Genomic DNA, 23,534 nt, shown 5'->3' with positions numbered 1-23,534 from the left:
CGGATAACCGCCGGAGTTCAAGATGAAAGATAGAAATTGGTTAACGGTATGTACGTTAATTGTAGTTAATCTTCCGGCCGCGATCCGTGTCGTGCGGTCTGCTGACCGAGGATATTTTTATTCTGCGCCATCACCCAGGCGATAAAGGCCCGCAGGGGGGCGGGAATATGTTTCCGGCTTGGGTAGTAGACGCAGAAATGGTCGGCAGGATAGCGGTAGCCGGGTAACAAATGGACCAGGCTGCCCGCGCTCAGCTGCTGCGTCACCAGCGACTGATAGACAAAGGCGATGCCTAATCCGCTCTCCGCGGCCTGGATCATTGCGCTATCGGCATCGACGACCAGATCGCCTTTAACCGCGACCTCGCTAAGCTCGCCGCTGGGGCCAATAAACTCCCAGCGGTACTTCTCACCACCAGGAAAACAGCGGTTAATGCAGCGGAAATTAACTAATGACTGCGGGGTGTCGGGCTCTCCGGCTTCGCGTATATAGTCCGGGCTGGCCACCGGGATCAGCGATAGTTTCTCGCCAAAGGGGATGGCAATCATCTCTTTGGGCACATCCTGCGAATAGCGAATGCCGGCGTCAAAACCGGACTCGATAATATTGACTTTCCGATCGGTGGCATACAGTTCGAGCGTCACATTGGGACAGGCGTTTTTAAAGGCGATAAAATAGTCTTGAAAAAACAGGTCAATAACAATGCGCGGTAAATTAACTTTCACCACGCCTTCCGGAGTCAGACGGTGATAATTCAGACTGTCCACCACCCGGCGATAATCATTGACCACCGGCGTTATATTATTAAGAAATTCCTCACCCACTGCGGTTAATGACAAACTGCGCGTTGAGCGATTTAGCAGGCGCACGCCTAACTTTTCTTCCAGATGATTAATAGCGACGGTAAGGGCCGGTGGGGAAAGGTTTAACGCTTTAGCGGCCTGACGAAAACTGCCATGTTTCACTATGAGTATTAATATTTCTATTTGTTGCAGATCGGGCAAGGTTTTCATTGTTAATTTCCAGCTAACACCGCGTTCGGAATAGATTAATTGTTATCAATATGAAAGGGAAGTATATATTTAATGCCATTCAGCAATTAAGGAAAATAAGATGAAAACACGTTATCTTGGAAAAGAGAAGTTTCAGGTTTCCGCATTAGGTCTCGGATGTATGGGGATGAGTTTTGCCTATGGCGGCGCTGAAACGTCGCAGGCGATAAATACGATCCATGCCGCCATGGACATGGGCGTGACCTTCCTGGATACCGCCGAAGTATATGGTCCTTTCGATAATGAAGTTCTGGTCGGAAAAGCGATTAAAGGTTTTCGCGATAAGGTGCAGATTGCCACCAAATTTGGATTTCGTATTTTGCCGACCGGCCAGGGTCTGGAGCGGATGGCCGGCGTTGACAGCCGTCCGGCACATATTCGCGAATCAGTGGAAGGGTCGCTGAAGCGACTGAATGTCGAGACCATCGATCTGCTCTATCAGCACCGCGTCGATCCCGCGGTACCGGTGGAAGAGGTGGTAGGCACTATGGCCGATCTGGTTAAAGAGGGTAAAATTCGCCATATCGGTCTGTCGGAAGTATCTGCTCAGACGCTGCGCCGGGCCTGCAAGGTACATCCGATCGCTGCCGTGCAGACGGAATATTCGCTATGGAGCCGCGAGCCGGAGGCCGGTATTCTCCACACCTGCCGCGAGCTGGGGGTCGGCTTTGTGCCATACAGCCCGCTTGGCCGCGGCTTCCTGACGGGGACAATTACCGATCCCGGCGTTTTGGCAGCGGATGATTTCCGCCGCCATCTGCCGCGCTTCCAGGCCGAAACCATGCGCAAAAACCAGCTGCTGCTTGAGCGCCTGCAGCAGGTGGCCACCCGCTATGACGCGACCCTTGCGCAGATTGCCCTTGCCTGGGTGATGAGCAAAGGCGAGGATATCGTGCCTATCCCGGGGGCGAGGAAAATTGCTCACCTGCGCGACAATGCCGGCGCCGCGAATATTACCCTCGCGGCGGAGGACATCCTCACCATCGAACATATTTTCACTGCCGACAACGTCACTGGCTTACGCTATACCCAGGGCGACTTTGATTTAATCGAAAAATAATCCCCTACGGGCAGCGGATGGTTATCACTTGCGTGACGTTGTCACCTTTGCCGAACAACTCCTCGTCTGATAGCGCACATTCTCGGCGGTTAACGGCGCGGCAAAGAAAAAAAGGGGCGGCGCAAGGCCACCCCTGATGCGGTTGCTGATGGGGATCAGCCCGGGTAGATGCCGCGGTCTTTACGCGCCATCAGGATGCGCTCGCAGGCCACGATATAGGCGGCGGTGCGCAGCGTACACTCTTTCTCGGCGGCTTTATCCCAGACGTGCACGATAGCGTCGGTCATAATGCGGTCCATTTTGGCGTTGATCTCCTCTTCGCTCCAGAAGAAGCTGGCCATGTCCTGTACCCACTCAAAGTAGCTGACGGTCACCCCGCCGGCGTTGCAGATAACGTCCGGCACCACGATCACGCCGCGCTCGGCCAGCACGTCGTCCGCTTCCGGATAGGTTGGGCCGTTGGCCCCTTCCAGCACCAGTTTGCAGGTCAGCTTCTCCGCGCGCTCGCGGGTGATTTGCCCTTCCAGCGCCGCCGGGATCAGGATGTCCATCGGGGTGGTCCAGAAGGCGTCTTTATCGATCTCCTGGGCGCCCGGGAAACCGGCAATCTGCTTTTTCTCCGCCTGCCAGGCGGTGAGGGCGGTCATATCGATTCCGCCTTCGTTATACAGGGTCGCGGTATGATCCTGAATAACCACGATACGAGCGCCGACGCCGGCGAACAGGCGGGCCGCTTCGCTACCGACGTTACCAAAGCCCTGCAGCGCCACTTTGGCGCCTTCAATTTCGATACCGGCGCGACGGGCAACTTCCCGGCCGGTGACAAACACGCCGCGTCCGGTGGCTTTTTCACGACCGAGGGAGCCGCCGAGGTGGATCGGTTTGCCGGTGACCACGCCGGTGATGGTGGTGCCATGGTTCATGGAGTAGGTGTCCATCATCCATGCCATCACTTTGCCATTGGTGCCGACGTCCGGCGCCGGAATATCTTTCTGCGGCCCGATAATAATGCCGATTTCGCTGGTGTAGCGGCGGGTCAGACGCTCCAGTTCACCTTCCGACAAGGAGAAGGGGTCGACGCGGATGCCGCCTTTGGCCCCGCCGTAAGGAATATTGACCGCGGCGCACTTAATGGTCATCCAGGCAGAAAGTGCCATGACTTCGTTAAGATCGACATCCGGATGGTAGCGAACACCACCTTTACCCGGTCCGCGCGACAGATTGTGCTGAACGCGATAGCCCTCGAAGTGGCGGATGGTGCCGTCGTCCATTTGCACAGGAATGTCGACGATCAGCGCGCGCTTCGGATGGCGCAGGGTTTCCACCCAGTAGGCAAGATCGCCGAGATAAGGCGCGACGCGGTCGATCTGGCGCAGGTAGGTGGTCCATGGAGATGTACTACTTTCAGATGCGTAAGATAACTTTTCCATAAGAGTCCTGTTTCTCAGTGTTATTTATGTCGTGTAAAACCGTGGAATAGCTACAGCAGTAAACTCTGTGCAATGAATGGTATCACCAATTTTATAAAGCGGTATTTGACGGCAATTCCGATTTTTAAATTTTTGTTAGATTTTTTATTTTTTAAGTGAATAACTACGCACGTCAACCACCCGCAAGCTGTGCATTTTAATTCACTTTTTATTCACTTAAGTGCATAAGAAAATATTTTTTCTATGTTTTTCATTATCTTGATGATCTTCAAAAAGTGAATAAATTGCTTTTTTCCGTATTGACAATCTTGTTGTTCACAGGCCAGCATTAGCCCACACAACAACATGGCATTAACCATGAATTAACAATTACCCGTAAAAAGAATAGGGCTTTATTTTTCTGTGGTGAATATTTTTACCATCGCAGCGGGCGCGCTCGTGCCCAAAATAAGCCGAGGGGCAGGGTTAATGTCGATTGTCCAACGCGACGGGAGCGTTTTCCGTCGTCTTACGTTCCGGAGATAAATTATGTCAGGCAGTATGACTCGCGAAGATTTTGACGCTTACCTGGTTCCCTGTTTTGCCCCCGCGCCGTTTATTCCGGTCAGAGCGGCGGGCTCCCGCGTCTGGGACCAGCAGGGGAAAGAGTATATCGATATGGCGGGCGGCATCGCAGTGAACGCCCTGGGCCATGCTCACCCGGCGCTGGCTCAGGCCCTGCAGGATCAACTGGCGAAACTGTGGCATATCGGCAATGGCTATACCAACGAGCCGGTGCTGCAGCTGGCAAAAACCCTCGTGCAGTCGACCTTTGCCGACAAGGTGTTTTTCTGCAACTCCGGCGCCGAAGCCAACGAGGCGGCCCTTAAGCTGGCGCGGAAATATGCCCACGATAAGTTTGGCGGTGAAAAAAGCGAAATCATCGCCTTCAACCACGCCTTCCACGGCCGCACGCTGTTCACCGTCTCCGTTGGCGGCCAGCCGAAATATTCCAGCGATTATGCTCCGCTGCCGCAGGGCATTACCCATCTGCCCTATAACGATATCGAGGCGGTCACCGCGGCGATCTCCTCGCGCACCTGCGCGGTGATCGTCGAGCCGATTATCGGCGAAGGCGGGGTGATCCCGGCGGACCCGGCGTTCCTGCAGGCGCTGCGTACCCTCTGCGATCGCCATCATGCCACCCTGATATTCGATGAGGTGCAGACCGGCGCCGGGCGTACCGGCCATCTCTACGCCTACCAGCATTACAACGTCGTCCCGGACATTCTCACCAGCGCCAAAGGGCTGGGGGGCGGCTTCCCGATCGGCGCGATGCTGGCGAAAGAGGCCTGGGCGCAGGTCTTCCAGCCAGGCACCCATGGCACCACCTTCGGCGGCAACCCGCTGGCGGCAACCGTCGCTAACGCCGTGCTGGCCCATCTCGATGCGCCGCTGCTGGCGGGCGTTGGCGAGCGCCATGCGCTGATCGTTGACCAGTTGAATGCGATCTCTGCCCGATACGATGCGTTCAGCGCCGTGCGCGGCACCGGTCTGCTGATCGGCGCTGAGCTGGCGGGGCCGCTGCGCGGCAAGGCCAAAACGTTGACTAACCTGGCGGCGGAAGAGGGGCTGATCGCCCTGATTGCCGGCCCGGACGTGCTGCGCTTCGCGCCGGCGCTCAATATCCCGCTGGCGGATATTGCGGAAGCCTTCGTGCGCCTTGATCGCGCCGTTGCCCGCTTAACCCGCTAACCGGGAGGACGGCCTGTGATGCTATTTCGTCCCGTACGGGAAAACGATCTCGACGACATCGTCCGCCTCGCCGCGCGGGCGGGGGTCGGCATGACCTCTTTACCGCATGACGTCGGGCGCCTGGCGGCCCGGATCCGGCGCAGTATCGAGACCTTCGCCGGCGAACTGCCGCGCAGCCAGCAGGGTTTCCTGTTTGTGCTGGAGGACACCGCGCTGGCGCGGGTGGTGGGGGTGAGCGCCATTGAGGTCGCAGTGGGCCTGGACGAGCCGTTTTACAATTTTCGCATTCAGAAAACGGTGCGCGCCTCGAAAGCGCTGGGAGTCTATAAGCCCCAGGAGCTGCTTAATCTCAGCTATGACCACACCGGGCACAGCGAACTGTGTACGCTGTTTCTCGACCCGGCGTATCAGCGCAACCGCAATGGTCTGCTGCTCTCCAAGGCGCGCTTTTTATTTATCGCCGCCTTTCGCGAGTGGTTCTCCCCGCACCTGTTTGCCGAACTGCGCGGCTGCAGCGATGAGCAGGGACAGTCGCCGTTCTGGGATGCGCTGGGCCATCATTTCTTCGACATCCCGTTCGCCGATGCCGACCGGCTGACCGGCACCGGCATGAAAACCTTTATTGCCGAACTGATGCCGGCGTACCCGATCTATATCTCACTGCTGCCGGAAGCGGCCCGCGGGGTCATCGGTCAGGTGCATCCCAATACCGCCCCGGCGCGGGCGATCCTCGAGAAAGAGGGTTTCAGCTGGCGCGGCTCGGTGGATATTTTCGATGCCGGTCCGGTGCTGGAGGCGGACACCGATCAGATCCGCGCCGTGCGCGATAGCCAGCGCCTGCCTGTCCGGCAGCTGATGGGCGACCTGCCGGCGCCGACCCTCGTCGCCAACGGTCAATTCGACAACTTTCGGGCGCTGCTGGTGGCCCACGAAGAGCAGGTCTCGCTTGACAGCGCCGCGCTGGACGCGCTGCAGGTCAGTGAAACCGACCGCGTTTATACGGTAACCCTGAATCCAGAGGACAACAGATCATGGCGGTAAAAGCACAGTTTATAGCCGGGCAGTGGCTGCCAGGCAGCGGCGCAACGATGAGCAAACTGGCCCCGGCGGATCAGTCGCTGCTGTGGCAGGCGGCCAGCGCGGGGGCTGACGACGTCCAGGCGGCCTGCGCCGCGGCGCGCGCGGCGTTTTATCCCTGGTCGCACCGGCCGCTGGCCGAGCGTATTGACGTCGTACAGCGTTTTGCCGCGCTGCTGGAGACGCATAAAGAGGCGCTGGCGACCCTGATTTCCCGCGAGACCAGCAAGCCGCTGTGGGAGACCCGCACCGAAGTGCAGGCGATGATCGGCAAGGCCGCGATCTCCATCGAGGCCTATCACCAGCGGACGGGCTTTCATGAGTCGACGCTGCCGGACGGTAAAGCGCTGCTGCGCCACAAACCGCACGGCGTGATGGCGGTCTTTGGCCCCTACAACTTCCCGGGCCACCTGCCCAACGGACATATCATTCCGGCGCTGATCGCCGGGAACACCATTGTGTTTAAACCCAGCGAGCTGACGCCGGCTACCGCTGAAATGACGGTCCAGCTGTGGCAGCAGGCGGGCATCCCCGACGGGGCGATCAACCTGCTGCAGGGCGGAAAAGCCACCGGCCAGGCGCTGCTGGAAAATCGTGATATCGACGGCGTGCTGTTCACCGGCAGCGCGGCGGCCGGTTTCCACTTCCATCGCTACTTCGGCGGCCAGCCGGAGAAGATGCTGGCCCTCGAGATGGGCGGCAACAACGCACTGATCGTCGCCGACGTGGCCGATATCGATGCGGCGCTGCATGTGATTATCCAGTCGGCGTTTATCTCTGCCGGGCAGCGCTGCACCTGCGCGCGCCGGCTGCTCGTGCCGCGCGGCGAGCAGGGGGATGCGCTGCTGCAGCGGCTGGTAGAGGCCAGCGCGCAGATCCGCGCCGGCAAGTGGGATGATCAGCCGGCGCCGTTTATGGGCGGGGTGATCTCTCTCGACGCTGCGCAGAACATGCTGGCGGCGCAGCAAAAACTGGAGGGGCTCGGCGGCAAGGTGCTGCTGCGCATGCGCCAGCCTGACCCGCGCTCCACGGTGCTGACCCCGGGGATCGTCGACGTCACCGGTATTGAGGTGCCGGATGAAGAGTACTTTGGCCCGCTGCTGACGATTATCCGTTACGACGGCTTCCCGGAGGCGATTCGCCTCGCCAATCAGACCCGCTATGGCCTGGCCGTCGGGCTGATCTCCAGCGATGCGGCGCAGTTTGATCAGCTGGCGGACGAGGCGCGAGCCGGGATCGTCAACTGGAACAAGCCGCTGACCGGCGCATCGAGTAAAGCGCCGTTTGGCGGGGTGGGCGCCTCCGGCAACCATCGCGCGGCAGCGTGGTACGCCGCCGACTACTGTGCCTGGCCGATGGCCTCTCTGGTCAGCGATACGCTGACGCTTCCGGCGACGGTATCGCCGGGCCTGCCATTCTGATAACGGATCCTGTGAGGACATATGTCTGGTTTTGAAGCAAACTTTGATGGCCTGGTCGGCCCGACGCACCACTACGCCGGACTCTCCGTCGGCAATGAAGCCTCGCAAAATAACCGCGATGGTCTCTCTAACCCTAAAAAGGCGGCGCTGCAGGGGCTGTATAAAATGAAAGCCCTGGCCGATCGCGGCTTCGTGCAGGGCATTCTGCCGCCGCAGCCGCGGCCGAATCTGCGTCTGCTGCGTGAAGTGGGTTTCCAGGGCAGCGATGAGCAGGTTATCCGGCAGGCGGCCCACGCGGCGCCGCAGCTGCTCTCCGCCTTCAGCTCCGCCTCGTCGATGTGGACCGCCAACGCGGCGACCGTCTCACCGTCGGCGGACAGCGCCGATGGCAAAGTCCATTTCACCGTCGCCAACCTGAACAATAAGCTGCACCGTATGCAGGAGGCGCCCACCACCTCGGCGATCCTGGGCGCCACGTTCGCCGATCCGCGCTACTTTGCCCACCATGCGGCGCTGCCGCAGCATGGCGACCTCGGCGATGAAGGGGCGGCCAACCATAACCGCTTCTGCCGGGAATATGACCGGCAGGGGGTGCAGTTTTTCGTCTATGGTCGACGCGCCAGCGGCGGTATCGCCCCGGTGAAGTATCCGGCGCGGCAGACCCTCGAGGCCAGTGAGGCGGTGGCCCGCCTGCATCAGCTGGATCCGCGCTACACGGTGTTTGCCCAGCAGGCGCCACAGGCTATCGATCGCGGCGTGTTTCATAACGACGTCATCGCGGTCAGCAATCGCCATGTGCTGTTTCACCATCAGCAGGCGTTTGTCGATCAGGCGACAGTGCTGGTCACGCTGCGGGCTAAAAGCGACAGTCTGGATATCCCGTTCACCAGCGTGGAAGTGCCGGACGAGCGGGTTTCGCTCGACGACGCCGTGGCCTCTTACCTGTTCAACAGCCAGCTGCTGAGCAAACCAGACGGCAAGATGCTGATCGTGGTGCCGGAGGAGTGCCGCCAGCGGGAAAACGTCTGGCGCTATCTCAGCGATCTCGCCGCCGATAGCGCATCGCCGATCGATGAAGTGGCGGTCTTTGACCTGCGGGAAAGCATGCGCAACGGCGGCGGCCCGGCCTGTCTGCGGCTGCGGGTGGTGCTCAATGAGGCGGAGCGCCAGGCGGTCAACGCCCATAGCCTGATGAACGACGAACGTTATCAGCAGCTGACGGCATGGGTGGAAAAACACTATCGCGACCGGCTGCATGCCCGCGATCTGGCGGACCCGCAGCTGCTGCGCGAGGTTTATCAGGCGCTGGATGAGCTGACGCAGATCCTGCGCCTGGGCGCGGTCTATGATTTTCAGCGTTAAGGAGCGGCAGATGGAGCACCTGGTTAACGATTTACTGCACTGCCGCCTGCAGGCGTGGACCTTTCCGGCGGGCATCGAGGCCCGCTGGCTGGGCGAGGGCATTTTACAGCTGCTGCCGACGGCGCCGTGGCGCCAGGCGACGATCCTCTCCGCCGGCGTGCATGGCAATGAGACCGCGCCGATTGAACTGCTGCTGCAGCTAACCCACGATCTGAGCCAGGGGCGGCAGCCGCTCACGCAGGCGCTGCTGATCGTCTTTGGTAATCTGCCGGCGATCCGCGCCGCGCGCCGCTATCTGCATAACGACCTGAATCGCCTGTTCGGCGGCCGCCATCTGGCGGTCACCCCGGGAAATGAGTCGCGGCGGGCTTTTGCGCTGGAGCAGGCGGTGCAGGCTTTTTATCGCGCCGCCGATGCGGCGGGGCCGGTCAACCGTGGTCATCTCGATATGCACACCGCCATTCGCGGATCGCTGTATCGCCAGTTTGCGCTGCTCCCGGCCCACGCCGGGGATTTTTCGCCCGATTTCTATCAGCTGCTGCAGGCCAGCGGGATGGACGCCGTCGTGCGCCATACCGAAGCGGGCGGCACCTTCACCCATTTCACCTGCGAAAAGTTCGCCGCGCAAAGCGCCACCCTGGAGCTGGGGAAAGTGATGCCGTTCGGCGCCAACGATCTCAGCCTGTTCGCCGCCGCCGACGCGGCGATCCGGGCCTGGATCGCTGACGCGCCGCTGCCGCCGCGCGACAAAGCGCCGGTGGACTACTTCCTGGTCGAGGAGAGCATCATCAAGCGCGAGGGGGAATTTACGCTTAATCTCGCGGCAGACGTTGAAAACTTCACCGCGCTCCCGGCAGGGTATGAGATCGCCCGCCAGGCAGAGAAACGTTGGGTGGTGCAGGCCCGGGCCCCCTATATCCTCTTTCCCAACGCCGGGGTCGCCACCGGCCAGCGCGCCGGGCTGTTGCTCCGCGCCGCTGCCCTTCGTCTCCCGCAACCAGCCTGAGGAAACACCATGACTGAACATCAACATCAGGCGTCACCTGCCGCCGGAGGTGAAGGCGCGTCACAGCTTAAGCGCGGGCTCAGCGCCCGCCATATCCAGATGATTGCCCTCGGGGGCGCCATCGGCACCGGGCTGTTTATGGGGGCGGGGCGCAACATCGCCGTCGCCGGCACCTCGATCCTGGTTATCTATGTGCTGGTCGGGTTCTTTACCTATATGGTGATGCGGGCGATGGGGGAGCTGCTGCTCACCCGCCATGACTACCGCTCGTTTGCCGACTTTGTCGGCGAGTATCTCGGGCCGCAGGCCAGCTTTTACCTCGGCTGGACCTACTGGCTAAGCTGGGTGGTGACCTGTATCGCCGACGTGGTGGTCTGCGGGAGCTATATGCAGTACTGGTTCCCGGAACTGTCGGCGTGGATGCCGGCCCTCAGCATGCTGGCGATTCTGTTCCTGCTTAACCTGCTGTCGGTGAAAATGTTTGGCGAGGCGGAGTTCTGGTTCGCCCTGATCAAGGTGATCACCATTATCGCCCTGATCGGCACCGGCGGCTGGATGATTGCCACCGGCTGGACCTCCCCGGACGGCGTGACGGCCTCCCTCAGCCATCTCACCAACCCGACGGCCTTTATGCCCCACGGCATCACCGGCTTTTTCGCCGGCTTCCAGATAGCGATCTTCTCCTTTACCGGCATTGAGCTGCTGGGCACCATGACGGCGGAGACCCGCGATCCGCAGCGCATTTTGCCCAAGGCGATCAATGCTCTGCCGCTGCGGATTATCATCTTCTATCTGCTGTCGATGGTGGTGATCATCGCTGTCGCCTCGTGGCCGGGGGTGTCGGCGGAGACCAGCCCCTTCGTGACGCTGTTCGCCAAGGCCGGGCTGCCTGCCGCCGCGGCGGTGATTAACTTTGTGGCGCTGACCTCGGCGATGTCCTCGGCCAACAGCGGGGTCTTCTCCAGCACCCGCATGCTGTACGGCCTGTCGGTGGAGAAGCATGCGCACTGGCAGTTTCGTATCCTGTCGCGCAGTACCCGCATTCCGGTGCGCAGCCTGCTGTTCTCCTGCTTCTGCATGCTGATCGGCACGCTGTTGCTGTTTCTGGTGCCGAACGTGATGACCCTGTTCACCATCGTCTCGACCCTGGCGGCGATTATGGTGGTGTTCAGCTGGGGGATGATCCTCGTGGCCTATCTGGTTTACCGCCGTCAGCGTCCGGACCTGCACGCCGGGTCGATCTTTAAGATGCCCGCCGGGGTAGTGATGAGCTGGGTGAGCCTGCTGTTCTTCGCGTTCGCTATCTTCATCATGATCTTTGACCCGGACACGCTGCTGGCGCTGTTGGCTTCTCCGCTGTGGTTTATCGCGCTGTGGGGCTTCTGGAAGCTGAAGCAGCGGCGCGAGGGGCTGCTTCAGCTGGACAACCAGAGCGCCTGACACCCGCCGGCCCTGGCGGCCGGCTAAGCAGGGGGGAAGACTTGACGCCTGTTTCGGCCCGGTGGCGGCTGGCGCCTTACCAGGCCTACATGCTTACCGGACCTGGGATAAGCGGTTTCCCCCGCGGCGCGATCTCCCCCCAGGCCCGCGCAAGCGCAGCGCCACCGGGCGGGATAGTCGGCGCCGTAGTAGCCCTGGCGGGCGGCGGTCAGGCGCTTTCCGCCCGGGAGGGGGCCGTGCCCAGCGCGGACTTCATCCGGCTGGCGCAGAATATCGCCAGCAGCGAAATCGCCACCGTAATGCCCAGATAAACGGCCACCGGCCGCCAGTCACCGTCATATTTCGCCAGCAGACCGGTGGCGATAAGCGGCGCGGTGCCCCCGGCCAGCGCGGCGCCCAGCTGGTAGCCGAGGGTGATCCCGGTATAGCGCACATTGGCGCTGAAAATCTCAGAGCACAGGGTGCCGAGCACCGCGGTTACCGGCGCCCACAGGATGCCGAAGGCAACGATCGTCGCCAGCATGATGCCCCAGCCGGTACCGGTGTCGAGCAGCAGGAACCACGGGACGATAAACAGCCCCAGCAGCACCACGCTCAGGGTGTACATCTTTTGCCGACCCACCTTGTCTGACAGCAGCCCCATCAGCGGGATCATCACGGTGGCCACCAGCGCGCCCAGGGTCACGGATTCCAGCGCCTGCGACTTCTGATAGCTCAGGGTGGTGGTGGCGTAGCTGACTACAAAGGTGGAGAAGATATAGAAGGGGGCGGTCTCCACCACTTTCAGGCCGGCGGCGATCAGCACTTCCCGCCAGTGGTGCTTGAGCGTATCGCGCAGCGGGGCCTTCGCCACCTGGCCGGATTTTTTCACCTGCTTAAAGGCGGGCGTTTCGTCGATATCTTTGCGGATCCACAGGCCGAGAAAAACGAGGACGGAGCTGAGCAGGAACGGTATGCGCCAGCCCCAGGCGAGAAACTGCGCCTCATCGAACAGCGTCATCAGCGAGACGATAAATGTTGCCATCAACATGCCGATGGTCACCCCGGCCTGGGGAATGCTGCCGAAAAAGCCTTTCCGCTTTTCCGGCGCGTATTCATAGGCCAGCAGCAGCGCGCCGCCCCATTCGCCGCCAATACCCATGCCCTGAATAATGCGCAGAGTAATCAGCAGGGCCGGCGCCCAGAGGCCCACCATCTCGTAGGTGGGCAGCAGGCCGATCGCCACCGTGGCGCTCCCCATCAGCGACAGGGTCAGCACCAGCGTCTTCTTGCGGCCGATGCGATCGCCGATATGGGCGAAAATCACGCCGCCGATGGGGCGGATAAAAAACGTCAGCGAGAAGGAGAGCCAGGAGAGGATCAGGCCGATAACCGGGTCGACCATCGGAAAGAAGATTTTGTTGAACACCAGCGCGGCGGCGGTGCCATAGAGAAAATAATCGAACCATTCGATGGCGCTGCCTGTCAGGCTCGCGATCAGTACCTTCTTGTTTTTCTGCAGAATGGATGCAGTGTTGTCTTGTGGATTGCTCATTACGAAACGTTCTCCCGCCACGGTAGATAGGTCAGGTGTCACTCTGTACGAGCAGGGTGCAACCTGATGTGAAAAGGTTGTGTAATTGTTAAGCAACTTAGGGTTGAAGGTTACAATTGGCAAGTTTATGGCTGGCAAACTGGGCATTATGGCGCGCTTAGAACTGGTATAACCGCGACGCTATTTTTTATTTTCCACCTGATTTTGCTGTTTTTTGTTATTTTCATAGTGAGTTGTTCAGGTGCAACCCGCCTGTTTTTAGATGTTTCTTGTTATTTCAAAATGGTTACAAATCGACGCCGCTATGCCTCCCGGCAGGCGGCGTTTATGATAGCGAAAGCATCCTCTCCGCTCGGCTGAGAGAGGATTAAGGAGACAGAATGGCAGAACAATTTCCTCCGCTGTCGGCAGCGACGCTGGCGGCGGCTAACCAGGTCGGCGCCTGGCTGGCGCAGGACGATCTGGCGACGCTGCCCGCGCTGCCGCAGGTGGACGTGGTAGTGCTGGCCGGCAACGCCGTGATCCCAACCATCGACGCCGCCTGCCGTCTGGCGGCGGCGCAGGCGGTCCCGCTGCTGATCAGCGGCGGCGTGGGACATTCTACGGGCTATCTCTACGAGGCGGTGCGCCAGGATCCCCGTTACCGTACGTTGCCGGTGGATGGCCGCCCGGAAGCGCATGTTCTGGCCGACATTGCTCATGACTACTGGCACATCCCCCATTCGCGGCTGGTGGTGGAGGACCAGTCAACCAACTGCGGTGAGAACGCCCGTTTTACCCGGACCACGCTGGAGAGCCGGGGGCTCGCCCATCGTCGCGGGATCGTCATTCAGGACCCGACTATGCAGCGGCGAACCATGGCTACCTTCGCCCGCGTCTGGCAGGGGGCGACGACGCCGCCGCAGTGGTTGAGCTTTCCCGGCTGCTCGCCGGTGCTGGAGCAGACCGATGGCCAACTGGGGTTCGCGGGCGGCGGAGCGGGGCTCTGGCCGGTCACCCGCTACCTGGGGCTGCTGCTGGGCGAGCTGCCGCGCCTGCAGGATACCCCTGAAGGGTACGGTCCGCGGGGAAAAGACTTCATCAGCCATGTCACCTTCCCGCCGGAGATCCTCGACGCCTGGCGACAGCTGCGGGAGGACGCCCAGCTTGCCGGGGCGCTGCAGGCCCGCACCCTCGGCTGAAAAATGCCCGTTTACGGCAGATTCGTCGCAAACGGGCAATTTGTGTTATTAAAATGTAACCTCAAGCGGGCATTTTTGGCCCGTTTTTATGAATCAGCTCACAGAACTGCGTCAATGTGCTGCCGAACAGCGGCTTATCCGCCCGATATTTAACAAAAAAATCACCTGTTAAATACAAATGCACCACAGGAGCAGCCATGACAGCACCCGTTCAACACCCGATGTATATTGATGGCCAGTTCGTTTCCGGTCGCGGCGACGGCTGGATCGACGTGCTTAACCCGGCGACCGAAGCGCTGCTGTCGCGGATCCCGGACGGGACTGCCGAAGAGGCGCGGCTGGCGATTGACGCCGCCGAGCGCGCCCAGCCCGGCTGGGAAGCGCTGCCGGCCATTGAGCGTGCGGGCTGGCTGCGCAAAATTGCCGCCGGTATCCGCCAGCGTGCCGACGAGATCGCCGGGCTGATTGTCGCTGAAGGCGGCAAGATCCAGCAGCTGGCGGCGGTGGAGGTTGCGTTCACCGCTGACTATCTCGACTATATGGCCGAATGGGCGCGCCGTTACGAAGGCGAGATCGTGCAGAGCGATCGCCCGGGAGAGAATATCCTCGTCTTTAAACGCGCGCTGGGGGTGACCACCGGGATCCTGCCGTGGAACTTCCCGTTCTTTCTTATCGCCCGCAAGCTGGCGCCGGCCCTGATCACCGGGAATACCATCGTCATTAAGCCCAGCGAATTTACGCCCAATAATGCCATCGCCTTTGCCGAGATCGTCCATCAGGTTGGGTTGCCGAAAGGGGTCTTTAACCTGGTGCTTGGCCGCGGAGAAACCGTTGGTCAGGAGCTGGCCGGCAATCCGAAGGTGGCGATGGTTAGCATGACCGGTAGCGTGGCGGCGGGAGAGAAAATTATGGCCGCTGCGGCGAAAAATATCACCAAAGTGTGCCTCGAGCTCGGCGGCAAAGCGCCTGCCATTGTAATGGACGATGCGGATCTGGAGCTGGCGGTGAAAGCGGTAGTGGACTCGCGGGTGATTAACACCGGGCAGGTGTGTAACTGCGTCGAGCGGGTCTATGTTCAGCAGGGAATATACGACCGCTTCGTCAACCGCCTCGGTGAGGCGATGAAGGCCGTCCAGTTTGGCGACCCGGCGACGCGGGATGACATCGCGATGGGGCCGCTGATCAACGCGGCGGCGCGGGACCAGGTGGTGGGCAAAGTGGCGAAGGCAGTGGCGCAGGGGGCGCGGGTGGCGCTGGGCGGTCAGCCGCTGGAGGGCAAAGGCTATTTTTATCCGCCGACCCTGCTGCTGGATGTACGTCAGGAGATGGACATTGTCCATGAGGAAACCTTCGGTCCGGTGCTGCCGGTGGTGGCCTTTTCGACCCTCGATGAGGCGCTGGCGATGGCCAATGACAGCGATTATGGCCTGACCTCCTCAATCTATACCCGCGATCTGAACGTGGCGATGAAAGCGATTAAGGGACTGAAGTTTGGCGAAACCTATATCAACCGTGAGAACTTTGAGGCGATGCAGGGGTTCCACGCCGGCTGGCGTAAGTCGGGGATCGGCGGCGCAGATGGCCGCCACGGCCTGAATGAGTACCTGCAGACCCAGGTGGTCTATCTGCAGGCCTGAGGCACTCCACACAGAACCGGCGGACAGCGCAGGCTGTCCGCCGTTCACTTAGCGGGCAAATTTCTCCAGCACGCGGATCAGTTGGGTGACAAAGCCGTATTCGTTATCGTACCAGGCGACGGTTTTCACCAGCTGTACGCCGCCGGCCTCCACAATCTCCAGCTGGGTAGCATCGTAGATCGAACCGAAATGGCTGCCGATGATATCGGAAGAGACGATCTCCTCTTCGGTGTAACCAAAGGATTCGTTACCCTCGGCCGCCTGCCTCATCGCCTGATTGACCTCATCCGCAGTCACCTTTTTCTCCAGCACCGATACCAGCTCCGTCACTGAGCCGGTTTTGGTCGGTACGCGCTGGGCATGGCCTTTCAGCTTACCGCTCAGGGCAGGGATCACCAGGCCAATGGCTTTTGCCGCGCCGGTAGTGTGCGGGATAACGTTTTCCGCCGCCGCCCTGGAGGCGCGCAGATCTTTTCCGCGCGGCCCGTCCACCAGAGACTGGGTGCCGGTATAGGCGTGGATGGTGGTCATGGTGCCTACGGTGATGCCGAAGGCATCCTGCAGAACTTTGGCCATCGGCGCCAGGCAGTTGGTGGTGCAGGAGGCCACGGAGATGATGGTGTCATCCGGGGTCAGGGTGTCATCGTTGACGTTGTAGACGATGGTTTTCATCTCGCCGGCGGGGGCGGAAATCAGCACTTTGCGCGCGCCGGCCTGGAGATGGGCTTGCGATTTCTCGGCCGAGGTGTAGAACCCGGTACACTCCACAATCACCTCGGCGCCTGCCGCCTGCCATGGAATATGCTGCGCCTCTTTTTCGGCATACACCGTAATGGTTTTGCCGTTGACGATCAGCGCATCTTCGGTAAAGTCGACGCTCCACGGGAAGGGGCCGTAGTTTGAATCATGCTTCAACAGGTAGGCCAGCACCTTTGGCGAAGTGAGGTCGTTGATAGCCACCACTTCCAGGCTGCTGTCGACTTCTAATAAACGACGTAACACCAGACGTCCGATACGACCAAATCCATTAATCCCAAGTTTACTCATGGATATTCTCCGGTTGGTAAAACGACTCGATGTGATGAAACTCCTCCAGGCTTAGCCCTGTCCCCCTGATTGGTCAACTGACAATCTGTGCGCTTTGCCAGGGCCTGCGGGCCGGAGAGGGGAAAAGTGAATGTTTTCCCGGTCTTTTTTGCCCGTGACGGCAGGGAATGATTTTTGTTACCAGAGATGAGGGGGCTGCCTGCTGGCGAAACGACGAAAAGCGTCTATGCTTAACTATTGAATAGCTTAGTAAAAAATTGACGTTAGACGAAGGGAGAGGTTATGGGATTCTGGAGAATCGTTTTCACTATCATTCTGCCGCCGCTGGGTGTGCTGCTGGGAAAAGGCTTCGGCTGGGCGTTTATTCTCAATATCATTTTGACCCTGCTGGGCTATATTCCTGGCCTGATCCACGCCTTTTGGGTGCAGACCCGCGATTAAAGGCTGACCCTCGCCGCCTCCCCCTGAGACCTGTTCAGGGGGGCATCAGGCACTCTTTATATAACAGCGTATTATCCTTCGACCAGTAGTGCCGGGTCTCCTCTTCCAGATCGACGATCCACTTAAATACCCCGGCGCTGGCAAGATCCCGGCAGTACTGTTCAAAGTTAATGGCCCGGGCAAAGTGGCGGATAACGGCGGCCCTGGTCAGACAATGGCTGGCCTCAGCGCGAACGCGCAGCAGCCCGCGGGCGCTTTTTACCGAGACTACCTCGTCGTTTGCCATTACGAAATTCATATTGCCGGTGGAAACAAAATAGATGTAGTAGGAGACCTGATGCCGACGCAGTTCATTGGCGAAGGTGGCATAGTCGGCGTCAGAACGCGCTTGCTCAAAAAAATGACCCAGCCTGACCAGCAGTTCCATTTCGATCCTTATCGTGTCGCTGTGTGCGGCTTTGGCCGATAGCGGCAGAAACCATTCACTAAATAACTTATTCGCATTTTAATAATATAGGCGCGTTATATTAATGGTTATTGCGTAACTGGAACACGGTTTCAAGTGTTACAATCTATTGCAATCGTTTGGCTACCTGGTCAGCGATGCGTAAGCGAACGGCGAGGCGGGAACGAGGAGACAAGCGCCGGCGGGGAAGGCCGCCGGCGGGAAAACGGCGCTACTTCTGAATCAAATAGCGAATGGTTGGGCCATCCTGCTGAATATCCAGCACCGTATAGCCATGATTTTTGGCATCGAGCGGAATGTTATTGATTGACTGCGGACAGTCGCTGACCACTTCGAGGATCTCGCCTTTTTTCAGGGAGGGCATTGCCTCCAGGGTGGCAACCGCCGGATAGGGGCAGGGCTCGCCGACCATATCCAGGCGATAATCAGGGATGATGTTTTTCATGCGCTCTCCTTCACGGTCCGGATCGCCGCCTGGCGGCGGAAAAAATGTCTCTCCCAGGCGATCACCAGCAGCAGGGCGATCAGCAGCAGTAGATAGGTGGCCAGTAGTCCGCCAAAGGGACCGAAGGCGTTCAGCAGGTTGACTTTCTGCCAGTGGGTGGCGAGCGGGGCGGCGATATCGTCCCAGCACCAGGCGAGCAGCGTTGAGCCGATGACGTTGCCCAGCCCAACCCACCAGTAGTGAACCTGGCCCTCCACCGCCCGGTACATCCAGCCGGTCTCACAGCCGCCGGCCAGCACGATGCCAAAGCCAAATAGTAGCCCGCCAATCGCCGCATTAGGACCGGCCCACATAATTTTCGGCGCCATCCCCAATTGCACATAGCTGAAGATACCGATGGCGCTCGCCGCCATGCCGAAGATAATCGCCTTCGCCATCACCGTCCGGCCGGTGATCCACATATCGCGAAAGGCGGAGGTAAAGCAGATCTGCGCGCGCTCGATAAGCAGACCAAAGCCAATACCGAACAGCATCGCCAGGCCGAGCGCCGGGTGGTCTGCGGCGGTGAGCAGGCCCCAGCCGATCATGGCGAAAAAGACCACCATCCCCAGGCGGAAACGGCGGCGCGCCTGCTGCGGTTTTTGGGTTAACGGCGAGGCGGTGGACACCTTTTGTATTTTTACCGGGATGCGAAAAAGGGGCAGCAGCGTGAAGCGGGCGCCAAACCAGGAGCCGATGGCGGTGGCGATGGCAAACAGCCAGGCGTGCAGGGAGAACTGCGGAATGCCGGTGAAGAAGGCCGCCAGGTTGCAGCCCATCGCCAGCCGTGCGCCGAACCCGGCGATGATGCCGCCCGCCACGGCCTGCGCAATGCGGATCCGGCTGCGTGGCAGGCGCAGTTTGACGTTATTCGCCCACAGCGCGGCGGCCAGGCAGCCGCCGAACATGCCGATGATCATCCTGCCATCGATGCGGGTCAGCGGCGACCCTTCGAGATGTATCAGCTGGTAATAGCCCCACTGTTCGCTGTGGACGCCCAGCAGCTGCAGCAGCTGACCACCCCAGCGGGTGAATTCGCCGGTCACCGCCCAGAAGGTGCCGGTGATGCCAAAATAGTAGGTAGAGAGAATGCCCGCGGCAATGACCGCCGGGACAGGAGACCAGAACCGGATAAGCCAGGCCTGTTTGAAGGATTGCCATGTCATAAAAATGCCTCTGAACTCAGAAGGTATTAACGGTCGATGACCGACCAAAGGGGGCAAATAGTACCCGCCTTAGCGCCTGCTTTCTCTGTTTTGGATCAAGGCCCTACGCTTGCGTCAGCACGGCAACCAGCGCCAGCAGCGCGGGCAGCGCCTGAATATAGAGAATTTTGCGGCTGGCGGTCAGCGCGCCGAAAATCCCGGCGGCCAGCACGCAGGCCAGGAAAAAGATAACCACCTGCACCCCCGGCGCCCCCAGCCACAGCCCCCATGCCAGGCCGGCGGCCAGAAAGCCGTTATACAAGCCCTGGTTGGCCGCCAGCACCCGGGTCTGCCGGGCGAAATCGGCGCTGAGGTTAAAGGCCCGGCGCCCGGCGGGGGCTTCCCAGAGAAACATCTCCAGCACCAGGATGGCGAGATGAATAATAGCGACCAGCGCAACGAGGAGAGTGGCTAACACAGCGGTCCTTAACGATTAGAGAAATGTTTCTCCAGTATAACCGCAGGTGCTCACCAGGCGAGAGGGCGACTGCTATAGTGCAGATAGCGTCATATTTTCCCGCCGCGAAGAGCGTCGGTTTATCTGATTGCCCTTTGGTTTAGCTAAGCGGTGCTAGCATGCCGGGTTCTTTTTACGGGTATGGCATAGGTTACTGAATGGTAAATAAATTATGGATTTTGTTATCAGCGCTACTAATGGTTGCCATGCCGTCGGCGCAGGCCGGGGAATTAAACCTCTATTCGATGAATACCGGTTCCTATGTCTATCATATGACGGGTAACCACGGACAATATAACGAACATTTCAATAACAACTTTTTCTCGGTGGAGCGCAAGTTTTCTCAGGATTCAAAATACAGCGTGCTGGTCGGAACGATGAAAAACAGCTTTGACGATCGTTGCCTGACCCTCGGCGTGCGCCGCGACTGGCTGAAAAACGATACCGGCTGGGTACTGAAAGGGGTGTATGCCTATACCGGGGAATTTTTCTTTGATGCCTTCAGCCACTGTGGGGATTCCGGCACCTACCGCACCGCCAAAAAAATCACCGGCATCGGTTTTTCGCCCTACCTCTATCATGGCCTGCAATATAATTTCACCGATTATTTCGGTGTGGAAGGCGGCATTATTGTGCCGGCGATCTTTGTGATGAGTGTTCAGTGGAGCTTTCGCTAGACGCTTTATTTCCCGGGAAAAGAGCAGGCCACCACAGGTGGCCTGATACTAACGACCTGGCGGCAGGAATTAATGGAAGCCGAGACGGATCAGATCCAACGGGCAGAAGCGGCCCTCGCAGCCGTCGATTTCAACGCAGTCCGCCCGGCGCAGCTGCTCAGCGGTTTTCCCCTCGCCATGGATAGCTTTAATCACGCCCGTCGTCCCGTTACCGGCGATCATTACCATGCTGCCGGTAGCAATAGCGTTACGATTACGGTCATAGGTTTTCATGGTCTCCTCCTCAATAAACCTGGGTGAAAGCAATGATTAAGCGCGCAAATTAATACCGCTTTCTGCCTAAAAAAGTTTTGAGGATAATCAAATTTATTTTAATAACCGCCTGAGCATAAAGGCAAGAAGACCTTCTGTTCGCCTCCATCGCATCGCCTGCGCGGCGAGGGGATGAAGCGTGATACTGGCCGTCATATGTCAGCCAGGTTACTGTTTTATGACCAGATTATTAACCTTGCCAGCCCGCGGAAAATAGCGAAAGATGACAATATTCGGGCATCAACGGTGCCAGTGCCTGTCCTGAGGGAGCCATGAGTCAAGACGTCACCGCGAAGATGTTAAAGCCCGATTTTGATAGTGAAGTTTCCGGCCTGGTGCATGGCTATTTGTTTCATGAACAGCGCCCCCCGCAGCCGATCGCCTCTGGCGAGGTATGCGCCCGCTATCAGGCGCTCGCCGATGACAAGGCGTTTATCTGGTTACACCTGAATCTTAATCATGCCACCGCCGAGAAATGGTTAACCAGCCACTTTCCGGTGGCCGATTTTTTCTTCGAGGAGATCCGCAGCGGCTCGCACACCACCCGCATTGAGCGACAGGGGGAAAATCTGTTCGCTGTGCTTAACGATGTGCTGTTTCGTCCGCAGGATACCAGCGCGGAAACCGCCACGCTGTGGCTCTACTGTAGCCCCAGGCTGGTGGTGACGGCGCGCTTCAAACCGTTGCGGTTTATCGAATGGATGCTGCCGCGCTTGCAGACGCTCAGGGTGAACACGTCTACTGAGCTGCTGGCCTTTCTGCTGGAGGAGCAGGAGGAGGTGCTGGAGCAGGTCGTCCGCCAGGCCAGCCGCCATGTTGACCTTATTGAAGAGCGTCTTCTGAGCAATCACGTGCAGCGCAACCGGGCCGATCTGGCGCGGCTACGGCGGATGCTTTTACGCTTCCAGCGGCTGCTGGCGCCGGAGCCGGCGGCGATGTTCCGGCTGCTTAACCGGCCGCCGGCGTGGATGGATCGCGCGGTGGTGCAGGCGTTTCGTCAGTTCACCGAAGAGTTTAGCGTGGTGCTTAACGATCTGTCGGGCCTGATCGAGCGCATCAGTCTGCTGCAGGAGGAGATTGGCGCCCGCCAGCTGGAGCAGAGCAATCGCACCCTCTATACCCTGACGGTGATCACCGTCCTCGCGCTGCCGATTAACATCGTCGCCGGTTTCTTCGGCATGAACGTCGGTGGGATCCCGCTGGCAAGCAACCACCACGGGTTTATCCTGCTGGTGGTGATTGTCGCTGTCTTTACCCTCGGCGCCGGTTACCTGGCGTTTCGCCGGCGCGATGACCTGTAGATTGCGCGTCGAATCAGCTGAGGCTGCGCAGGGCGGCAATCAGTCCTTCGACACCGCGTTCCAGCTTCTCGCGCGGGCAGCCGACGTTGAGTCGCAGAAAGCCGTTGCCCTCAGGACCATAGGTATAACCCGGCATAATCGCCACCTTCTGTTCGGCGATCAGCGCCTGCTGTAGCGCGCGATCGTCAACGTTGAGCGGGCGCAGGTCGATCCATGCCAGGTAGGTGGCCTCCGGCGGCTGCCAGCAGAGCGCGGGGAAGGCGTTGTTGAGCGTGTCGGCGACATAGCGCATATTCGCCTGCAGGTAGTCGCGCAGGGCATCGAGCCAGGGAGCCCCGTCGCGGTAGGCGGCGATATGGGCGACCAGCGCCGGCACGGAAGGGGAAGAGAGCCCGTCGCGACCCTTTAGCGCCTGCAGGTAGCTGTCGCGCTCGTTCTCTTCGGGGATAAAGCCGTAGGCCCCGGTAAAGGCCGGAATATTGAAGCTCTTCGAACCGGAGGTGAACAGCGCCCATGGTCCCTGAGCGACCTCGCTCCACGGGATATGGCGGTGTTCGCCCCAGGTCATGTCCATATGAATTTCGTCGCTAATCACCCTGACGCCATGTTTTTGACACAGGGCCGCCATGGTCTCCAGCTCCTCGCGACGCCAGACTTTCCCCGTTGGGTTGTGCGGGCTGCACAGCAGCAGCAGGGTATTCTTTGGCTCTGCCAGCGCCGCCTCCAGGCGGTCCATATCGCAGCGCCACCGATTATCCTTCAGGATCAATGGCACCGGGGCAATCCGCCGCCGGTTAGCGGTGATGGTGTTATAGAACGCATCGTAGGCAGGGGTGTGGACCACGACGCCGTCGCCTTCTTTCGACCACTGGCGGATGGTTTCCGCCACCATGTAGATAACAGACGGTCCGTAGACCACAGATTGCGGATCGATGTCGCTGTTAAAGCGGCTGGCGTACCAGTGGACAATCGCCCCGAGAAACGCCTCGTTGCGCCAGCGGCTGTAGCCGAACACCCCGTGGGCCAGCCGCTGGCTGACGGCGTCGAGAATACAGGGCGCGGTGGCGAAATCCATATCGGAAATAGTGAACGGCAGCAGATCGGCGGCGCCAAACCGGTCGGCGACATAGTCCCATTGCGTGCACCAGGTGCCGTGGCGATCGATAGGGGTGGCAAAATCAAACATTGGAGCTTCCTTAGCGAGCGCCCC

General features: G+C 59.6%; 24 protein-coding genes. 12 read left to right on the top strand and 12 right to left on the bottom strand.

Annotated features, from left to right (window positions below; genetic code table 11):
* Positions 1 to 65 precede the first annotated feature (65 nt).
* A complete protein-coding gene (locus AB1E37_RS13605) occupies positions 66 to 1,013 on the bottom strand; it encodes a LysR family transcriptional regulator (RefSeq protein ID WP_004183866.1) in 948 nt (315 codons plus the stop codon).
* Positions 1,014 to 1,113: 100 nt separating this feature from the next.
* Here AB1E37_RS13605 and AB1E37_RS13600 point away from each other — a divergent pair, with 100 nt between their 5' ends.
* On the top strand, positions 1,114 to 2,112 hold the full coding sequence (locus tag AB1E37_RS13600; RefSeq protein ID WP_002902972.1) for an aldo/keto reductase: 999 nt from the start codon (positions 1,114 to 1,116) through the stop codon (positions 2,110 to 2,112).
* A gap of 155 nt (positions 2,113 to 2,267) precedes the next feature.
* Here the strand turns inward: AB1E37_RS13600 and AB1E37_RS13595 are convergent, their stop codons facing one another.
* Together AB1E37_RS13595 and AB1E37_RS13590 are read right to left on the bottom strand one after the other, a co-directional pair.
* Positions 2,268 to 3,542 (bottom strand): Glu/Leu/Phe/Val dehydrogenase, encoded by a 1,275-nt coding sequence (locus AB1E37_RS13595; RefSeq protein ID WP_032421294.1) that lies wholly within the window; start codon positions 3,540 to 3,542, stop codon positions 2,268 to 2,270.
* A 212-nt stretch (positions 3,543 to 3,754) separates the two neighbouring features.
* The gene (locus tag AB1E37_RS13590) at positions 3,755 to 3,901 is read right to left on the bottom strand and encodes a hypothetical protein (protein WP_004892379.1); all 147 of its coding nucleotides are present in this window, start codon (positions 3,899 to 3,901) and stop codon (positions 3,755 to 3,757) included.
* 169 nt (positions 3,902 to 4,070) lie between these two features.
* Here AB1E37_RS13590 and AB1E37_RS13585 point away from each other — a divergent pair, with 169 nt between their 5' ends.
* Genes AB1E37_RS13585 through AB1E37_RS13560 form a run of 6 tightly spaced genes read left to right on the top strand, consistent with a single transcriptional unit; the run spans position 4,071 to position 11,582 of the window.
* Positions 4,071 to 5,276, top strand: a complete 1,206-nt coding sequence (locus tag AB1E37_RS13585; RefSeq protein WP_004176366.1) for an aspartate aminotransferase family protein — start codon at positions 4,071 to 4,073, stop codon at positions 5,274 to 5,276.
* An 18-nt stretch (positions 5,277 to 5,294) separates the two neighbouring features.
* Complete coding sequence (astA, locus tag AB1E37_RS13580) at positions 5,295 to 6,317, top strand: arginine N-succinyltransferase (protein ID WP_004140076.1); 1,023 nt, start codon at positions 5,295 to 5,297, stop codon at positions 6,315 to 6,317.
* Positions 6,308 to 7,774, top strand: coding sequence for a succinylglutamate-semialdehyde dehydrogenase (gene astD, locus AB1E37_RS13575; protein ID WP_032447527.1), 1,467 nt, complete (start codon positions 6,308 to 6,310; stop codon positions 7,772 to 7,774). The genes astA and astD overlap by 10 nt, the downstream gene beginning before the upstream one ends.
* A gap of 21 nt (positions 7,775 to 7,795) precedes the next feature.
* Positions 7,796 to 9,136 carry an N-succinylarginine dihydrolase gene (gene astB, locus AB1E37_RS13570; protein ID WP_004176363.1) on the top strand — a complete coding sequence of 447 codons (1,341 nt, stop codon included), beginning with the start codon at positions 7,796 to 7,798 and terminating at the stop codon, positions 9,134 to 9,136.
* 10 nt (positions 9,137 to 9,146) lie between these two features.
* Complete coding sequence (astE, locus tag AB1E37_RS13565) at positions 9,147 to 10,142, top strand: succinylglutamate desuccinylase (protein ID WP_004176358.1); 996 nt, start codon at positions 9,147 to 9,149, stop codon at positions 10,140 to 10,142.
* A 9-nt stretch (positions 10,143 to 10,151) separates the two neighbouring features.
* Positions 10,152 to 11,582, top strand: coding sequence for an amino acid permease (locus tag AB1E37_RS13560; protein ID WP_032447528.1), 1,431 nt, complete (start codon positions 10,152 to 10,154; stop codon positions 11,580 to 11,582).
* 208 nt (positions 11,583 to 11,790) lie between these two features.
* Here the strand turns inward: AB1E37_RS13560 and AB1E37_RS13555 are convergent, their stop codons facing one another.
* A complete protein-coding gene (locus AB1E37_RS13555; protein WP_004183871.1) occupies positions 11,791 to 13,116 on the bottom strand; it encodes an MFS transporter in 1,326 nt (441 codons plus the stop codon).
* Positions 13,117 to 13,496: 380 nt separating this feature from the next.
* On the opposite strand from AB1E37_RS13555, the gene AB1E37_RS13550 reads away from it, so the two are divergent.
* On the top strand, positions 13,497 to 14,297 hold the full coding sequence (locus tag AB1E37_RS13550) for a YdcF family protein (protein WP_020316474.1): 801 nt from the start codon (positions 13,497 to 13,499) through the stop codon (positions 14,295 to 14,297).
* Positions 14,298 to 14,358: 61 nt separating this feature from the next.
* Here the strand turns inward: AB1E37_RS13550 and AB1E37_RS13545 are convergent, their stop codons facing one another.
* Positions 14,359 to 14,496, bottom strand: a complete 138-nt coding sequence (locus tag AB1E37_RS13545; protein WP_004140057.1) for a hypothetical protein — start codon at positions 14,494 to 14,496, stop codon at positions 14,359 to 14,361.
* Here AB1E37_RS13545 and aldA point away from each other — a divergent pair.
* The gene (gene aldA / locus AB1E37_RS13540; protein WP_117116800.1) at positions 14,495 to 15,934 is read left to right on the top strand and encodes an aldehyde dehydrogenase; all 1,440 of its coding nucleotides are present in this window, start codon (positions 14,495 to 14,497) and stop codon (positions 15,932 to 15,934) included. The genes AB1E37_RS13545 and aldA overlap by 2 nt on opposite strands.
* Positions 15,935 to 15,982: 48 nt before the next feature.
* On the opposite strand, the gene gap is transcribed toward aldA, so the two are convergent.
* A complete protein-coding gene (gap, locus tag AB1E37_RS13535; RefSeq protein ID WP_002903227.1) occupies positions 15,983 to 16,981 on the bottom strand; it encodes a type I glyceraldehyde-3-phosphate dehydrogenase in 999 nt (332 codons plus the stop codon).
* Between the two features lie 282 nt (positions 16,982 to 17,263).
* On the opposite strand from gap, the gene AB1E37_RS13530 reads away from it, so the two are divergent.
* A complete protein-coding gene (locus AB1E37_RS13530; RefSeq protein WP_002903230.1) occupies positions 17,264 to 17,422 on the top strand; it encodes a YqaE/Pmp3 family membrane protein in 159 nt (52 codons plus the stop codon).
* Positions 17,423 to 17,456: 34 nt separating this feature from the next.
* Here AB1E37_RS13530 and AB1E37_RS13525 read toward each other — a convergent pair whose 3' ends face one another.
* The 4 genes from AB1E37_RS13525 to AB1E37_RS13510 form a co-directional block, all read right to left on the bottom strand.
* Positions 17,457 to 17,849, bottom strand: a complete 393-nt coding sequence (locus AB1E37_RS13525; RefSeq protein WP_004224558.1) for a DUF1398 domain-containing protein — start codon at positions 17,847 to 17,849, stop codon at positions 17,457 to 17,459.
* Between the two features lie 250 nt (positions 17,850 to 18,099).
* Positions 18,100 to 18,333 (bottom strand): sulfurtransferase-like selenium metabolism protein YedF, encoded by a 234-nt coding sequence (gene yedF / locus AB1E37_RS13520; RefSeq protein WP_016947262.1) that lies wholly within the window; start codon positions 18,331 to 18,333, stop codon positions 18,100 to 18,102.
* Complete coding sequence (gene yedE, locus AB1E37_RS13515; RefSeq protein WP_016947263.1) at positions 18,330 to 19,538, bottom strand: selenium metabolism membrane protein YedE/FdhT; 1,209 nt, start codon at positions 19,536 to 19,538, stop codon at positions 18,330 to 18,332. The genes yedF and yedE overlap by 4 nt, the downstream gene beginning before the upstream one ends.
* 103 nt (positions 19,539 to 19,641) lie before the next feature.
* Positions 19,642 to 19,995 carry a DUF1304 domain-containing protein gene (locus tag AB1E37_RS13510; protein WP_002903236.1) on the bottom strand — a complete coding sequence of 118 codons (354 nt, stop codon included), beginning with the start codon at positions 19,993 to 19,995 and terminating at the stop codon, positions 19,642 to 19,644.
* 236 nt (positions 19,996 to 20,231) lie between these two features.
* On the opposite strand from AB1E37_RS13510, the gene AB1E37_RS13505 reads away from it, so the two are divergent.
* The gene (locus AB1E37_RS13505) at positions 20,232 to 20,711 is read left to right on the top strand and encodes a hypothetical protein (RefSeq protein WP_004179667.1); all 480 of its coding nucleotides are present in this window, start codon (positions 20,232 to 20,234) and stop codon (positions 20,709 to 20,711) included.
* Between the two features lie 69 nt (positions 20,712 to 20,780).
* On the opposite strand, the gene ydfZ is transcribed toward AB1E37_RS13505, so the two are convergent.
* On the bottom strand, positions 20,781 to 20,984 hold the full coding sequence (gene ydfZ, locus AB1E37_RS13500; protein WP_004151566.1) for a putative selenium delivery protein YdfZ: 204 nt from the start codon (positions 20,982 to 20,984) through the stop codon (positions 20,781 to 20,783).
* A gap of 311 nt (positions 20,985 to 21,295) precedes the next feature.
* Here ydfZ and AB1E37_RS13495 point away from each other — a divergent pair, with 311 nt between their 5' ends.
* A complete protein-coding gene (locus AB1E37_RS13495; RefSeq protein WP_004179669.1) occupies positions 21,296 to 22,324 on the top strand; it encodes a CorA family divalent cation transporter in 1,029 nt (342 codons plus the stop codon).
* A 13-nt stretch (positions 22,325 to 22,337) separates the two neighbouring features.
* Here AB1E37_RS13495 and AB1E37_RS13490 read toward each other — a convergent pair whose 3' ends face one another.
* Positions 22,338 to 23,510 (bottom strand): MalY/PatB family protein, encoded by a 1,173-nt coding sequence (locus AB1E37_RS13490; protein ID WP_004176351.1) that lies wholly within the window; start codon positions 23,508 to 23,510, stop codon positions 22,338 to 22,340.
* Positions 23,511 to 23,534 lie beyond the last annotated feature (24 nt).

Source organism: Klebsiella sp. Shm-1 (assembly GCF_040804525.1).
GTDB classification, from domain to species: domain Bacteria; phylum Pseudomonadota; class Gammaproteobacteria; order Enterobacterales; family Enterobacteriaceae; genus Klebsiella; species Klebsiella pneumoniae.
The sequence above is the reverse complement of the archived record's forward strand: the minus strand, read 5'-3'. Positions and strand labels throughout refer to the sequence as shown.

What these genes read in the sequence shown, in the direction of transcription:
- AB1E37_RS13595 (WP_032421294.1), bottom strand. Translation starts at nt 3,542, where the DNA reads ATGGAAAAGTTATCTTACGCATCTGAAAGTAGTACATCTCCATGGACC.
- AB1E37_RS13495 (WP_004179669.1), top strand. Translation starts at nt 21,296, where the DNA reads ATGAGTCAAGACGTCACCGCGAAGATGTTAAAGCCCGATTTTGATAGT.
- ydfZ (WP_004151566.1), bottom strand. Translation starts at nt 20,984, where the DNA reads ATGAAAACCTATGACCGTAATCGTAACGCTATTGCTACCGGCAGCATG.
- yedE (WP_016947263.1), bottom strand. Translation starts at nt 19,538, where the DNA reads ATGACATGGCAATCCTTCAAACAGGCCTGGCTTATCCGGTTCTGGTCT.
- aldA (WP_117116800.1), top strand. Translation starts at nt 14,495, where the DNA reads ATGACAGCACCCGTTCAACACCCGATGTATATTGATGGCCAGTTCGTT.
- AB1E37_RS13600 (WP_002902972.1), top strand. Translation starts at nt 1,114, where the DNA reads ATGAAAACACGTTATCTTGGAAAAGAGAAGTTTCAGGTTTCCGCATTA.
- gap (WP_002903227.1), bottom strand. Translation starts at nt 16,981, where the DNA reads ATGAGTAAACTTGGGATTAATGGATTTGGTCGTATCGGACGTCTGGTG.
- astB (WP_004176363.1), top strand. Translation starts at nt 7,796, where the DNA reads ATGTCTGGTTTTGAAGCAAACTTTGATGGCCTGGTCGGCCCGACGCAC.
- astA (WP_004140076.1), top strand. Translation starts at nt 5,295, where the DNA reads ATGCTATTTCGTCCCGTACGGGAAAACGATCTCGACGACATCGTCCGC.
- AB1E37_RS13585 (WP_004176366.1), top strand. Translation starts at nt 4,071, where the DNA reads ATGTCAGGCAGTATGACTCGCGAAGATTTTGACGCTTACCTGGTTCCC.
- AB1E37_RS13530 (WP_002903230.1), top strand. Translation starts at nt 17,264, where the DNA reads ATGGGATTCTGGAGAATCGTTTTCACTATCATTCTGCCGCCGCTGGGT.
- AB1E37_RS13545 (WP_004140057.1), bottom strand. Translation starts at nt 14,496, where the DNA reads ATGGCTGCTCCTGTGGTGCATTTGTATTTAACAGGTGATTTTTTTGTT.
- AB1E37_RS13525 (WP_004224558.1), bottom strand. Translation starts at nt 17,849, where the DNA reads ATGGAACTGCTGGTCAGGCTGGGTCATTTTTTTGAGCAAGCGCGTTCT.
- astE (WP_004176358.1), top strand. Translation starts at nt 9,147, where the DNA reads ATGGAGCACCTGGTTAACGATTTACTGCACTGCCGCCTGCAGGCGTGG.
- AB1E37_RS13550 (WP_020316474.1), top strand. Translation starts at nt 13,497, where the DNA reads ATGGCAGAACAATTTCCTCCGCTGTCGGCAGCGACGCTGGCGGCGGCT.
- AB1E37_RS13560 (WP_032447528.1), top strand. Translation starts at nt 10,152, where the DNA reads ATGACTGAACATCAACATCAGGCGTCACCTGCCGCCGGAGGTGAAGGC.
- AB1E37_RS13605 (WP_004183866.1), bottom strand. Translation starts at nt 1,013, where the DNA reads ATGAAAACCTTGCCCGATCTGCAACAAATAGAAATATTAATACTCATA.
- yedF (WP_016947262.1), bottom strand. Translation starts at nt 18,333, where the DNA reads ATGAAAAACATCATCCCTGATTATCGCCTGGATATGGTCGGCGAGCCC.
- astD (WP_032447527.1), top strand. Translation starts at nt 6,308, where the DNA reads ATGGCGGTAAAAGCACAGTTTATAGCCGGGCAGTGGCTGCCAGGCAGC.
- AB1E37_RS13555 (WP_004183871.1), bottom strand. Translation starts at nt 13,116, where the DNA reads ATGAGCAATCCACAAGACAACACTGCATCCATTCTGCAGAAAAACAAG.
- AB1E37_RS13505 (WP_004179667.1), top strand. Translation starts at nt 20,232, where the DNA reads ATGGTTGCCATGCCGTCGGCGCAGGCCGGGGAATTAAACCTCTATTCG.
- AB1E37_RS13590 (WP_004892379.1), bottom strand. Translation starts at nt 3,901, where the DNA reads ATGGTTAATGCCATGTTGTTGTGTGGGCTAATGCTGGCCTGTGAACAA.
- AB1E37_RS13490 (WP_004176351.1), bottom strand. Translation starts at nt 23,510, where the DNA reads ATGTTTGATTTTGCCACCCCTATCGATCGCCACGGCACCTGGTGCACG.